Raw genomic sequence first — 14984 nt, 5'->3', positions numbered from 1 at the left:
AGCTTTTTGTATATCATCATTTTAGAAAGTAACATTAATACCCGTCATAATAGTGGCACTTAAAGGATATGCAGACCAATCTAAATTTGGCGTAAGTGCTCCAAATCTTCCTACGGAAACATCTGGATCGTATCCTTCGTAATCTGTCCATGTAAATAGATTTTGACCTGTTATAAATAATCTTAGCTTTTTAATCTTTAATTTTTCAAGCACATCCTTAGGCAGTGAATAGCCAATAGAAACCGTTTTCAATCTTAGATAGGAACCATCGTCAACATATCTATCATCTAATAAATTTCCTGTTGGTGGTCTTCCAAATACTGAGAAGTATCTGGTGGTACCAATGTTTGTATCGGTATTAGTAGGTGTCCAACCATTTGCCAGTTCTGTAAATCCACTAGAGTTTCTTGTTCTTGGTACTGTAAATATGGATTTGTTAGCATTTAAAATATCAAAGTCATAAGACCATTGTAATAATACTTGAACATCAAAACCACCAATTTCAAAAGAGTTATTTAACCCTCCAAAGTGCTTAGGTTGTGTATCTCCTATTACAACTCTATCTGCTTCGTTTATGGTGCCATCGCCATTTTGATCGATGAATTTAACACTCCCTGGAGCGATTGGTAATGCCCCGTTATCTGGAATACCATCTTTTAAAGTGAAGGATTGCAATGCATTATCGAAAACAAAATCGTCTACTTGATAAATACGATCAAACTGTAATCCATAAATTTGCCCCACTGGCTGCCCAATTCTTGTGATGTATTGGTTCTCTGCATCGCCACTCCATTGTGGGTCTGTGAAAATAGCATCTTGTCCACTATTTAATGCTACAACTTTATTTTTATTAAATGCAATATTAAATGAAGATGACCATTTGAAATTTTTATTATTGACATTTAAAGTATTTATACTAATTTCCAATCCTTCATTTTGAACTTTCCCCACATTTTGTTGTACGCGTTCAAATCCTGTATGTAAAGCTGTTTCTGCATTTAACAATAAATCACTGGTTTCTTTCTTGTAGTAATCTATGGTTGCTTCTATTCTATTATCTAGAAAACCTAGATCTAGTCCAATATCTAACTGGTCTGTGGTTTCCCATCTTAAATCTGGGACACCTAAATTACTTTGGAAAGCTCCAGGAACAAACGTTTGACCTTGCCCCCAAACATAACCGCTATTCGCATTAATATCCAATTGGCTAAAGGCATCAAAATCACGTACTCTGTTGTTTCCGGTACGTCCCCACCCTGCTCTTAGCTTTGCGTTAGTAATAAACTTAATGTTTTTTACAAAGTCTTCGTTATTTATTCTCCAAGCTGCTGAGAACGATGGAAAATATCCCCATCTATTTTCTGGTTTGAATTTTGAAGAGGCATCTGCTCTATATGTGGCAGTTAAATAGTATTTATATTTATAGGAATAACTAGCTCTACCAAAGAATGAAAAGAGTCTGTTTTGGCTCACAGCTGTTACGGGTATGGATGGTGAAATACCGATACCTATTTTGTCTATCCCGAAAATGTCTGTTGGAATTTGCGAGTTTCTGGCACTAGAAAAATCTGTAGATCTATCTTGTACCTCCATACCTCCAAGGAAATTTGTATTGTGTTTTCCAAACTTTTTCTTATACGTTAAGGTATTTGATGTTGATATGGTTTGAATTCTTCTATTTGTTACCGTACCATTTATTCCATTAATTCCGTTTGTTCCTTGCTGCGTTTCTTTCCCAAAAAATACAGTTTGTTTTGTGTTATTTAATTGATAGTTTCCTGATAGCTTTAAAATTAAGTTATCATTAAATTTATAATCTAAACTCAAATTACCTCTTACTACATCAGAGCGATTGCTTCTATCTGTATTTTCAAGGTTTTTTACAGGATTAAAAAATGCCCGTTGGTTAGAATCGTTTGGGTCTATTCCTCCTAATAGAAGACCATCTGCATTAATTGGTTCCACGGGTCTAAATTGAACAGCATCCCTAATAACACTTACGGTATTATCTCCAGATACATTTAAACCTGTTCGATCTGAAAAGGCATATTGAATTTGTCCTCTAACTTTTGCTTTATCATTAATTTTATGATTAAGCCTTAGGTTATTTATGATTTTTTTGAATCCTGTATTTATTAAGGTTCCTTCTTGATTAAGGTATTCTGAAGAAAAATATAAAGATGTGTTCTCATTACCACCACTAATACTTAGATTGTACTGATCTGTATCTGCCAGTCTAAAAATTTCGTCTTGCCAGCTTGTACCTTCCGTATTTCTATAAAGCTCTGGATCTCCCCAAGTGTTGTAAAATTCATCGGTTTCAGTTCCAGGTACATAATTATCTAAAGCAAAAGCAATACCTTCTTGATACTTTACATATTGAAATGGACTCAATACTTCCAATCTATTAGGAATCCACTGTAAACTGTGTGCTATACTAAAATTAACATCGGTTTTACCATCTTTACGACCATTTTTAGTTTTTATAATAATAATACCATTAGCGCCTCTAGACCCATATATGGCCGTTGCAGAGGCATCTTTCAAGACATCGAAAGACTCAATATCATTGGTACTAATACTCGCTGGGTCAAAATCTTCTAAAGCAATACCATCCACTACGTATAAGGGTGAATTATCGCCTGTTATGGAGTTACCACCTCTAATCACGATATTTAAACCAGCTCCCGGTGTACCATCTACAGAGGTAACTTGCACTCCTGAAACTCTACCGGCTAGAGCCTGATCAAAATTAGTAGTCGCTGTGTTTTCTAAATCCTCTGCTTCAACGCTGGCAATAGAAGTTGTAAGGTCCCGCTTGTTTACAGAGCCATACCCCACTACAACAACTTCATCTAGGGATTCTCTAGATTCACTTAAAATTACATCTAAAACTGTTTTGCCGTTTGTTGAAATCTCTTGAGCCTCGAAGCCCAAATAGGTAAAAACTAAAACCGCATTTTCATCAATGTTATTAATACTATATTTACCATCAAAGTCTGAAACGACCCCTTTATTTGTATCCTTTACAAGTATAGATACACCCGGTAGAGGTTGATTATTAATATCTGTGACCTTTCCATTAATGCTTTTTTGAGCCATAGCATTAAAAAAAGCGGTCATGCAAACTAATGTGGTTATTATTAATTTTTTCATCTTTTATTGTTTAGTTTGATAATTGGTTGGTTATTGTTCCGTAGCTTTAAAATGAACGTCAGAGATCAAGTATCTACCTGCTCTTCCTGTTGCGCCTCTAATTTCTCCTGTAAAATATGAGGCGTACTTAAACTTAAGCGTAAAGCGTTTCTCATCTTTGTACGGATTTAAATCCAACTCACATCGCACCCATCTACCATCTGCATTTCTGGTAGGGTCTTTTAAACCATCTGGATCAGCTTTATTCTGGTCTCCTGGATAAGGTGTTCCTATAAATGGTGTAGCTGTATTACTGTTTATTTGACAGGCAACTTGATCATTAACTTTAGTCCATGTGGCTGCAGCATTGTCTCCTGTGTAATCTGTGGAGATGTAAATTTCTAAATCTGTAGGTGTTCTACCATCTGATAAGTATTCAACAAATCTATTCTGTGTATAAAATACAGCTGACAAATTGAAACCGAGTCTGTATTGACTCAAATCTTGCGTATTTATAATGACATCAGATTCATGTGGTGTTGAAGCTCCACCAACAACAGCGTTTGTAAAAATGGCTTGTTTGCCATCTATAACCGGCAAGGATGTATCTAAACCAGCTAACGGTGAAGGGCCTGTTTGTTTCCAAATATTTGCTGGAGCTACTGATCCTGGTGTTATGACTTCTACTGAATAACCGAAAAGTTTATTATTAGCTTCTAATGTTGGGTAGAAAAAGTAATTTGTTTGCTTTGGTAATGTAACTGGTGTATTGGATGCAACCAAAAACAAGAAGCTTTCACCTTGAAATTCTGTTTTCTCTCCACTTATGTTACTAGTTACTATAACTTTCGGATAAATGGTATCATTTTCTACTGTTGCATATCCTGCTTCAAGTGAAATTATACCTGTTTGAGAATCGATATTTAATTTATCGTCATCACTTCCAAGTTCGAACATTACATCTGGATTTCCAGTAATTAAAAAAGGTTGGGTGGTAGTAGACCCTGCTCCAACTACTAAGTTTTGAGCCAATGGTGAGTATAATAAGTTAGTGACCAATTCTGGTCCCACACTTATATGTAATGCATCTTCAAACGTTGTTGATAGTGTTTTGTTTCCTGCTGTAGTTGTTGCTCTAATAGTGAAATAATAATTGCCAATTCCAAAATTATTTTCGTCAGCAATAGTAACTACACCATTATTTTTTGAGTTAACAGCAACGTAAGTGGTTACGGTTTGTCCATTTAATTCATAGTAATTTTCAGGACTTAGGTTTTCTATAGTTTCAACAGCTCCAGCGATACTTACTTGACTCATAAAAGTATCGTCTAAAATAGTACCGTCTTCTGTTCTTCCTGAAACAATTTCAAAAGTTGGTGTTAGCCCATCTGTATCAATAGTCGGTACATCGGTTTTTAACAAGGAAAATTCTCTGGCATTTAAAATCTCTGTATACGATAAGTTTTTAGGAGCTCCAAGGCTCTCAAGTGTTGGATCGTCTATAAACGTATCTTCATTACAACTTTCTGTAAACAGAAATAAAAAGCTTATAGATATTAAAAGGAAACAGTTTTTCATTAGTTTATAATTTTGCTGGTTCTTAAATTGAGTTTAGTTAGTTATCTAAATATAATCTGGAAACGTACATGCATTTAAAAAGCATAATCTATAACCAAAACATATTAAATGTAATTTTGGTAAAGGTGTTTATTTACACACGAAATTATGGGGTATTTTTAATTGAAAAAAAGGGGGTAAATTAGGCATTTTCTAGTGTGAATGCCTAATTTCTCTACTTATTCTACGTTTTTTTGCTTTCGGTACTGTGATGGTGTATCATTAAATGCTTTTTTAAAACATTTTCTAAAATATTTTAAATCATTAAACCCAACATCGTACGCTATGTTAGAAATGCTCATATCTGTTTGTGAGAGTAATTGACTCGCTTTTTTTAACCTTACTGATCTTATAAATTCTGATATAGACTGCCCCGTTAATACTTTTACTTTTCTGTATAATACAGATTGACTCATAAACATTTTATCTATAAATGTATTTACATTAAAATTAGCATTGGATAGGTTGTCTTCTATAATTTGCATGGCCTTTTTCAAGAAAACCTCGTCTGTAGATACTGCAGTAATTTCTTTGGGTTCTAAAAGAATATCTTTTTTGAACTTTTCAATTAAATGCTTTCGGGATTTTAAAATATTAAGCACTTGGAGCCTTAATGTTGATCCATCAAATGGTTTTGTTAAATAAATATCTGCTCCAGTTTCATACCCTTCTTTTTGAACTTTTGATGATGTTCTGGCTGTAAGCATAATAACCGGTATGTGGCTTGTTCTTATATCTGTTTTAAGTTTGGCGCACATTTCTAGTCCATTCATTTCCGGCATCATAACATCGCTAACTATAACATCTATGGGGTTGTATTGTGCTAAGTAAATACCTGCATGCCCATTTTCTGCTTCATAAACATTGAAGTCTTTTTCGAAAATTTCTTTTATAAACTGTCTTACTTCATTGTTATCTTCAACGATGAGAATGGAAGGCAATGCATCATCAAACTTAGTATCCTCAATTTCGATGTCGTCTCTTATCCATCCAGATTTAACATTAGCAACCTCATAATAATCTAGAATATCATTATCCTCGTAATCGTTTTCAATAATTTCTTCTGGCTTTAAATGGGTTTTTCCCAAAGGTAACATGACGGTAAAACAAGAGCCTACCCCTAATGTACTTTCTACATAAATATGACCATGGTGTAATTCGACAATATCTTTTGCGAGAGCTAAACCTACTCCTGTCCCAGACCTAAGCTCGTTCTGTTGCCCTAATTGAAAATATCTATCAAACACATAATCAATATCTTCTTCTGGTATGCCTTTTCCACTATCTTTAATTTCGATTTTCACATACTTGTGATTGCCCTCATTATTCAATATAACTTTATCTGATATATTTATGGAAACACTACCATTTTGTGGTGTAAATTTAAAGGCATTGGATAGGATGTTTAGTATCACTTTTTTCATTTCAATCTTATCAAACCAAACCTCCGTAGATGTTTCTGTTGATTCCAAAGCATATGTTATATTTCTATCTTTCGCCATGTCATCAAAAGAAAGCTTAATATCCTTTATAAATGTAACAAGGTCACTCTTAGAAGCATGCAAAAGTAATTTTCCTGTTTCACTTTTTCTAAAATCTAAGAGCTGATTGATTAGCTGAAGTAAAATACTAGCATTTCTATACATCCCATTAAGTTGATTTTGAATGTACGTATCTCCCTCTTTATTGTTTATCAACCTTTTAAGGGGTCCTATAATAAGTGTTAGAGGTGTTCTAAAATCATGGGAAATATTTGTAAACAGTTGAAGTTTCAAACGGTTTACTTCTTCCATTTGTTGTTTATCTAGCCGTTCTTGTTTTAGCTCGTTTCTGTCCTGTATTCTTAAAAGTGTATATTTTCTAATGAGCCAAAATAACGTAAGTAATATTAAAACGTATAATATATAAGCCCACCACGTTCTCCATATAGGCGGAAAAATTTTAATTTTAATGGAATTTCCATTTTCATTCCATAAACCATCATTATTAGAAGCTTTAACTTTAAATGTATAATCGCCATTATTTAAATTCGTATATACCGCTGTTTTGTTATTGCCAATAAAATTCCAGTCCGAATCAAAACCTTCTAATTTATATGCATATTGATTTTTATTGGGCTGAGAATAGCCTAATGCAACAAAATCAAAACTAAAATCGTTTTGGTTATATTTTAATTCTATTAAATTTATGGAATCTGTAATGGTTTTAAATGGTTTATTTCTAACGGAAAAAGATGTGATGACTACAGGTGGCACAAAGGTGTTTTCTTCAATTTGATTTGGATTAAAAATGGTGAACCCATCGGTACCCCCAAATGCAAGATTGCCTTTTTTTGTTTTTAAATACGCCCCGTAATTAAATTCATTTCCTTGTATTCCATCGGTCTCTTCAAAATTTTTAAACGTTTTTGTTTCTAAATTCAGTCTACTTAACCCTTTATTTGTGCTAATCCATAAGTTACCGTAATCATCTGGTAGAATCCCATAAATCACCTCATTGGGCAAGCCATTAGCTAAACCATATCTTACTTTCTCATTAGTTTTCGAATTATAATTATATAACCCGTTTCCCTCAGTGCCAACCCAATAACTATTTTCAGATTCTTGGTATGTGCTTAATACCGGATTAATAGTATAAGCATTTAATGCTTTTTTCCTAAAATTAACAGGGGTTATATTTTTTGTTTCAACGTCTATTTTTGCAAGTCCGTTTATACTACCAATTAATATGGAATTGTCTTTTTCTGATTTTGAAATGGTGTAAATAAAATTCCCCAACACACTATTATCGTCAGCTATTCTCGTGAAAATTTTTGTTTTCCTATCAAAAAAGTTTAAACCTCCCTCATTTGTCCCAATCCAAATATTACGATTTGTATCTTCTAATATGGCTGTAATTTTATTATCGCTAATACTGGTGCTATCACTAGGGTTGTTTTTATATCTTTTAAATAGTTTACGGTTTTCATTAATGCTAATATGATTTAAACCTCCATCGTGTGTCCCTACCCAAAAACCGCCTTGATAATCTTGAATAATAGACTTAACGTTATTAGCACTTAAGCTATTAGAATTGTTAGGATCATGTTTTAAATAAGTAAATGTTTTATCTGTTTTATTATAAATATTTATACCTCCTCCTTCTGTACCTATCCACAGGTTATCGTTTTTATCTTCTACAAAAGAACTAACAACCTTGTAATTGAGATTCTTTTTGGTATACCCTTCGGAAAACGTTACGAAATCATTTGAGCTTTTATCGTAATAACTTATACCACCAGCCCAAGTGCCTATCCATAAATCGCCCCTAGAATCTTCGGTTATATCGTATACAGAATTTTGACTTAAACTTTTTGGGTCTATAATATCGTTCTCATATTTGTAAATGGCATTATTGTTTAAATCTAATTTGGTTAAACCATCATACGTTCCAACCCATAGGTTGCCTTCATTATCTTCACAAATGACTCTCACGGAACTTGTAATAGTAACTCCAGATTTTAGAACGAATGTTTCAAAAGTATCTGTTTTGGTATTGAAAAAAGCCAAACCATTATTGTAACCCAACCAAATTCGTCCATGAACATCTTCATACAATGTGGTTGTATTATTTTTAGTTATTGTTGGCGATGCACTATTAGGGTATTTGTAGTGTTTAAATTGATTACTCTTTACATTATACAAGTCTATTGTTTCGCTTGTACTTATCCATAAATCTTTAGTTGAAGACATCAGGATGTTTCTAATTTTATTTGAACTTATACTGTTAGGGTTATTTTTGTTATGATTAAATGTTAATACAGTATTTGTTAGGATATTAAATTTATCGAGCCCCTGATTTGTTGCTATCCATAAAAACGTAGAGTCTTGAACTTTTATATCCCAAATTTCATGGTTGTAATACTGTTTGGATGCGTTGGATGTTTTGACTCTTAAAAACTCATCGTTTTCAGGTATGTACTTATTAAGTCCTTTTTTGGTTCCAACCCAAATTGCACCATACAGGTCTTTTTCAATCTCTGTAATCCAGTTATGACTAAGACTATTTATATTATCTGAACTATAGTTGTAATGTTTAAAGATATGTCCATCGAACTTATTTAATCCGTACCGCGTGCCAAACCACATAAACCCTTGATTATCTTGAATAATACTGGTTACAGATCGTTGAGAGAGCCCGTCTTTGGTTGTGTAATTTTTAAACTTTATATTATTTGAAAAACCCATGTTTTCTTGCCCCTGAGCAAGCGCAAAACATAACATAAATAATATAAATATTGTATTTGATATTTTCATAAATTAAATATACTAGACGCTTTTTGAGAAGAATTTTACCTCAATTTCATTTAAATAGCTTTTAAAAATAGTGATTCTTTTAAATACAAAAGAGGTTTTATCTAAGATAAGACCTCTCTTGCCAAAACATAACTAACTAAACGAACTATTTATTGAATTTTAAATCCTTCCGGATTTTGAACCAAATCACTTAAAGAAATAGAATTAAAAGGTATTGGTGCAATGTATTGTGCTTCGCCTGGTTGTCTTACTAGAGTAACAGGTTCTGAGGCATCTCTTTTAGCTGCCATTTCAGCGACACGTTCTGTTCTTACTAAGTCAAACCATCGCTTATTCTCTGCGGCTAATTCCCAACCTTTCTCGTCTACAATTTCATTAGGAGTTGCAGATGCCACATCAACTGATCCATCTGGACTTAAATAAGGTAATCCTGCTGCTCTTCGTTTTACCTGGTTTAAAGCTTCAATTGAACTGGTGTTTTCGCCGTCGCCCCTAGCTTGAGCTTCTGCATATATTAATAAAATTTCTGCGTATCTATATAATTCTATAGATCTAAAGGACACTGGTCTAGCTCCAAAGGTTAAATCTTCTGAAAGTACATACTTTTTATACATAGGATGTCCTCTATCAGAATCTGGCCATGGTATCGTAGGTGGGTCTTTAGGAGTAATAACACCTCCGGGACTATTTCTATTAGGGATATCCAATATGAACGTTGCATCTTTTCTTGGCCCTTCAGGAAAATCATTAAAAAATTGTAATTCTGGAAAACAGTCTGAAAAACCTCTACCTTGATGAAACGTAAAAGCTGTAGCTGCTTGACCTACTATACTTTCATCATCAGAATATCTCAAAGAAAAAATAGACTCTTTACTGTCTGCTCCTTCTAATAACCATAACTGATCAATTGGCAACAACGTATGATAATTATAGTCGATAACGTCTTTTGCTTTTTCGGCTGCTAAAGGATATTTAGAAACATCTTTAACTGGCCAACCAGCCCAAGTTAGATATAAATCGGCTAAAATTGATTTTGCCAAAGACGCAGAAGCCCGACCTTCTTCTTGCGTGCCTGGAATAGGCAAAGAGGTTTCTGCAATAAGTAGATCACTTTCTATTTGCAGATAGTTTTCTAAAACAGTAGCACGTTGCTCTTCTCCTGTCGGCAAAACACCATCTAATATTAAAGGCATGTTACCATGAAGTTTGACTAAATTCAAATAACTAAGCGCTCTAAAAGTTCTGGCTTCTGCATCTGCTACTTTTACAACCGATTCTGGTGCTGTAGCAGTTTTAAGACCATCTATTAATGTATTACAGTAATAAATGGTTTGCCAATATCCATCCCAAGCATGAGGCAACCAATTAATATCGGAATTTTCCCCACTGCCATAATCATATCTATCAAAGACACGTAACGGAGCCTTATTACCAGCAATCCATGTTGTTATATCATCTCCTCCATAAGTAGCAGTTCTTGTAAAATGAGGAGTCTTGTGCATTTCCAAAAGTCTTCTGTATATAGGTGCTACACTAGCAGCTATATCTGCTTCGGTTTCTATCTTACCAACAGTTAATAGACTACTGGTATCTTCTTCCAAATCTGAACAAGAGTTGCCTAGAAAAGCTATTATAGCAAGTAAGAAAATTTTATTTATATGTTTCATCGTATTTATTTTTATTGTTAAAATGTAACATTAAGACCAAATGTAACGGAACGGTTAATGGGGTATGTATTATAATCAATACCAACGTCTGCATCTTGATTACTTACTGATGCTGTAGCTTCTGGATCAAACCCAGAATAATCAGTAATTGTGAATAAATTTTCAACACTTGTATACAATCTAGCACTACTTAAACCTAACTTACCTAAAAGTTTAGTATCAACATTATAGCTTAGCGCTATGTTTTTCATAGTGATATATGACCCATCTTCTATAAATTGTGAGGATAAAATTTCTGTACCATCTCTCCCAGAAGGAATATTACTTGGGTTATTTGGAGTCCATCTGTTTCTATAATCTCCATGAACAGCATGAAACTGTTGAGCCCCTAACGCCATTAACCTAGCGCGTTGTAGGTTATAAATATCATTTCCTTGAGACCCTGTAAGTACAAAATTCAAGTTCCAATTTTTATAGCCTACATCCCAATTCCATCCCCAGGTAAAGTCTGCATTACCATCACCTACGGTTGTAATATCATCAGTAGTAATAGCATCATCGTTGTTAATATCCCTGTACTTTGCATCTCCAGGTACTTTATTATATATGGCGGCCTCTGCTTCTTCTCCTATTTGATATACACCTTCGAAAATATACCCTCTAAACGTACTAATAGGCAATCCAACTTCAACTCTAGTCGGGTTTACAGGGAATGTATTTGCTCTAATTTCATCTCCAACTACTAAAAATTCTAAATCGTCGTTTAATGACAATACTTTGTTTTTATTACTTGAAAGGCTTAATGTAGAATTTATACGCCAGTTATCATTTTGTAATATTCTTGTGCCTAAAGTTATTTCAAACCCATTATTCTCAACTTCTCCGGCATTAACAAACTTTCTCGTTGGACCTACAAATTGAGGCAACTGAGTATCTAATAATAAATCTGTTGTGTTTTTCTTGTAGTAATCGAAAGAAAGTGTGATTGCAGAATTTAACAGTCCTAAATCAAAACCTGTATTTATTTGCTCGGTAGTTTCCCAAGTTAAATCTGGATTAGCTACTCTGTTTGAAGGTGCTACACCGGTTGATAAAGTACCATTAAACGGGTAGTTGATATCTTCATTCAACACGGCTCTGGATCTGGTACCAAAAGGGGAAATACCCTGATTTCCAACTTGTCCATAACTCAATCTTAGTTTAAGATTGTTTATAGTTTCTATGTTTTTTATAAAGCTTTCTTCGGATATTTTCCAAGCAAAAGAGGCTGAGGGGAAATATCCCCATTTATCTTTTTGAAAAACACTAGTTCCATCTGCTCTAAAAGAAGCCGTGAATAAATACTTGTTAAATAACGAGTAGTTTATACGTCCTAAAAAAGACTCTAAATCCCTATTATTCTCATTATTTTGAACAGTTTGTACATTGGCTGCAGATAAATCTTTAAAGGAGACAACATCTGTAAAAAAATCACTCGCATCAATTTCTACGCGATTAAATTTATCCATTACCAACTCATGTATCGCATCTATTTTTAAGCTATTATTTTCATTAATATCTACAGAATATGTTAATCTATTGGTATTAAATAGGTTTGTTAAATAAATATTATCCACATTTGCCCTACCATTGTTACTGGAAATTAAAGGCGCGTAGGTATTAAAATGCCTTTCGGATTTAACAATACCTGCGGAAGTATTAAATACTAAATTTTTAGCAATATCCCAGTTAATATTAGCATTAACACTAACACGATCTATGGCATTTTCCCTAAAATTGTTTTCAACTGCTACTAGAGGATTGGTTTGTGAGGTCGCTAAGTTTCTTGTTGAGTTAAAATTATAATTTCCATCTTCATCAAAGGCTCTTGTTGCAGGATCAAACGATAATCCAACACCTAAATCTGCTCTAACGCCAGTCCCCACTTCTCTACCTAAATTAAGGTTAAGACCTACTTTTAATCTTTCTGATAGTTTAGCATTTAAATTAGATCTTAAATTTAATCGTTTAAAATTCTGATTTATGACTGTTCCATCTGCATCATAATAGTTTCCTGAAAGATAATAATCCACATTTTCGCTTCCGCCACTGGCAGAAATCTGTACGTTGTTAAAATATCCTGTTTGAAATAATAATTCTTGCCAATCTTCACCTCCATTGGCTCTTAAGTCTGCTATTTCCTGAGCAGTAAAAACTTCTGTACCATCAGAAAAGTTTACACCTTCGGCAAACTCTGCGGCATTCATTATATCTAATTTTTGAGTTACATTGGAAATTCCTGTAAAGACATCTACATTAATTTTTGCTTTACCTGTACGTCCTTTTTTTGTGGTTATTAAAACAACACCGTTAGCTCCTCTAGTTCCGTAAATAGCCGTTGAAGAGGCATCTTTTAAAACTTCCATAGATGCAATATCATTCACATTAATTGTAGAAATATCTACAAATTGCCCATCAACAACGTATAAAGGTTCATTACTTCCTGTTATGGAATTTGCACCACGAATTCGTATTTTAAAAGCCCCACCAGGTACTCCACTGGTTTGAGTAACTTGTACACCGGCTGCCCTACCTTGTAATGCTTGACTCACATCATTTAAGGGTTGCTTGTCAAAATCTTTTGATGATACCGACGTAAGAGCACCTGTTAAATCACTTCGTTTTGCTGTTCCGTAACCTACGACTACAATTTCATCTAACTGTGCTAAATCTTCTTGGATAATAATTTTTAGGTTTTCATTACCAGAAACTGTTTTTTTCTGGTCCTTATACCCCAAAAACGTAAATAAAAGTTCAGATGGGCTGTTTACAAGGTTTATTTCGAAATTACCATCAAAGCCTGTAACAACACCATTTTGTGTACCAATTTCAATAATATTAACACCTGCAATTGGTATTCCTGATTCATCTTCAACAGTACCGGTTACTCTAGTTTGACCATGTGCCGTCATACCCAAACATAGCACTAATAGAAAAAGCTGAGCTAAATGTTTGGTTAAAATTTTGAGTTTAGTTTTAATCATAAGTTTGAGTTTTAAATTAGTTTATAATACAAATGACTGAAACCAATAGTATAAATTGGGTTACAATTTAATTTATTAGAGGGGGTAAATTAGCCTGACTAAAATCAAAATGTCCCTCTTATAGAGGCCTTAGTCTGATTATAATCCTTTTTGGTTAGTGCTTAAATTCTTTTTGAAGAGTTTCTTATAATTAATTCAGAATCCAAAACTTTAGATACTATTTTAGTGCTGCTAAATTCATTGTTAATCTGATCTAATAATAAAGTTGAAGCTATTTTACCCATTTGAAATGCTGGTTGATTTATAGTCGTTAAAGATGGGTCTATAACTGCAGAAATAGGGTCGTTATTGAACCCCACAACCGCAATATCTTCCGGGATTTTTATATTTTGACTTTTTAAATATTGTATAGCGCTTATTGCCGAAGTATCATTAGCCGAATAAATGCCATCTATTGTATTTAATTCAAGGATTTTCTTTGCAGATGCTATTCCGTCTTGTTCTGATAAATTGGACTCAAAAATATAATTTGGATTAACCTCAATGCCATGTTTAATTAAAGCCTCTATATAGCCTTTTTTTCGTTGCCTGTAAAGCTCAATATCCTGAGAACCCGATAAATGTACAATGTGCCTGCAGCCTTTAGAGATTAAATGTTCTGTAGCATTATAGCTTGCTTGAAAATTATCTATTTTAATATTGTAACAATCTTTTAAAGCACATGGTCTATCAAAAAAAACGATTGGTTTTTCTAAATCCCTATAGGCTTCAAAATGCTCATAACTTGTGGTTTCCATAGCTATGGAAATCATAATACCGTCAACACGATTCGATATTAACGTATTCATTATTTTCTTTTCTCTTTTGAGATTATCTAAAGATTGACAAATAATAACATTGTAACCTGCTTCGTATGCCGTTTCCTCAATACCTGCAATCACTGTCGCAAAAAAGTGTCTTGAAACTCTTGGCAAAACAACGGCAATAGTTTGGGTTTTATTGGTTCGTAAATTAGACGCCAAACTGTTCCGAAGGTATCCAAGCTCATTTGCTTTATCTAGTATGCGCTTTTTTGTTTTTTTTGAAACTCTGGGGCTATCGTTTAAGGCTCTTGATACCGTAGAACTATCAATGCCCAAGGCATTAGAAATGTCATGTATTGTTGCTTTACCTTTGCCCATTTAGAAATTTAAACTTTTAAGAGGATAAATATATAAAAACAAATATATACAAAACTTAAAATACAA

General features: G+C 33.6%; 6 protein-coding genes. All 6 read right to left on the bottom strand.

The genetic code is table 11. The features are described from left to right. Positions 1-21 precede the first annotated feature (21 nt). The gene (locus tag Q4Q34_RS15650) at positions 22-3156 is read right to left on the bottom strand and encodes a SusC/RagA family TonB-linked outer membrane protein (protein ID WP_303315296.1); all 3135 of its coding nucleotides are present in this window, start codon (positions 3154-3156) and stop codon (positions 22-24) included. A 30-nt stretch (positions 3157-3186) separates the two neighbouring features. Next, the gene (locus Q4Q34_RS15645; protein WP_303315298.1) at positions 3187-4713 is read right to left on the bottom strand and encodes a hypothetical protein; all 1527 of its coding nucleotides are present in this window, start codon (positions 4711-4713) and stop codon (positions 3187-3189) included. 218 nt (positions 4714-4931) lie between these two features. Further along, entirely contained in the window at positions 4932-9047 is a 4116-nt protein-coding gene (locus tag Q4Q34_RS15640) for a hybrid sensor histidine kinase/response regulator transcription factor (RefSeq protein WP_303315299.1), read from the bottom strand. Positions 9048-9196: 149 nt separating this feature from the next. Next, the gene (locus tag Q4Q34_RS15635) at positions 9197-10714 is read right to left on the bottom strand and encodes a RagB/SusD family nutrient uptake outer membrane protein (protein ID WP_303315300.1); all 1518 of its coding nucleotides are present in this window, start codon (positions 10712-10714) and stop codon (positions 9197-9199) included. A gap of 17 nt (positions 10715-10731) precedes the next feature. Then, positions 10732-13737, bottom strand: a complete 3006-nt coding sequence (locus Q4Q34_RS15630) for a SusC/RagA family TonB-linked outer membrane protein (protein WP_303315302.1) — start codon at positions 13735-13737, stop codon at positions 10732-10734. Positions 13738-13898: 161 nt separating this feature from the next. Next, the gene (locus Q4Q34_RS15625) at positions 13899-14918 is read right to left on the bottom strand and encodes a LacI family DNA-binding transcriptional regulator (protein ID WP_303315304.1); all 1020 of its coding nucleotides are present in this window, start codon (positions 14916-14918) and stop codon (positions 13899-13901) included. Between the last annotated feature and the right edge of the window lie 66 nt (positions 14919-14984).

It is taken from the genome of Flavivirga abyssicola (genome assembly GCF_030540775.2).
GTDB lineage: Bacteria > Bacteroidota > Bacteroidia > Flavobacteriales > Flavobacteriaceae > Flavivirga > Flavivirga abyssicola.
Note: the sequence above shows the minus strand (reverse complement) of the source record. Positions and strands in the feature narration are given on the sequence as shown.

Bases quoted from the DNA above. Each gene is read 5' to 3' on its own strand.
- Q4Q34_RS15650 (WP_303315296.1), bottom strand. From the start codon at position 3,156: ATGAAAAAATTAATAATAACCACATTAGTTTGCATGACCGCTTTTTTT.
- Q4Q34_RS15645 (WP_303315298.1), bottom strand. From the start codon at position 4,713: ATGAAAAACTGTTTCCTTTTAATATCTATAAGCTTTTTATTTCTGTTT.
- Q4Q34_RS15640 (WP_303315299.1), bottom strand. From the start codon at position 9,047: ATGAAAATATCAAATACAATATTTATATTATTTATGTTATGTTTTGCG.
- Q4Q34_RS15635 (WP_303315300.1), bottom strand. From the start codon at position 10,714: ATGAAACATATAAATAAAATTTTCTTACTTGCTATAATAGCTTTTCTA.
- Q4Q34_RS15630 (WP_303315302.1), bottom strand. From the start codon at position 13,737: ATGATTAAAACTAAACTCAAAATTTTAACCAAACATTTAGCTCAGCTT.
- Q4Q34_RS15625 (WP_303315304.1), bottom strand. From the start codon at position 14,918: ATGGGCAAAGGTAAAGCAACAATACATGACATTTCTAATGCCTTGGGC.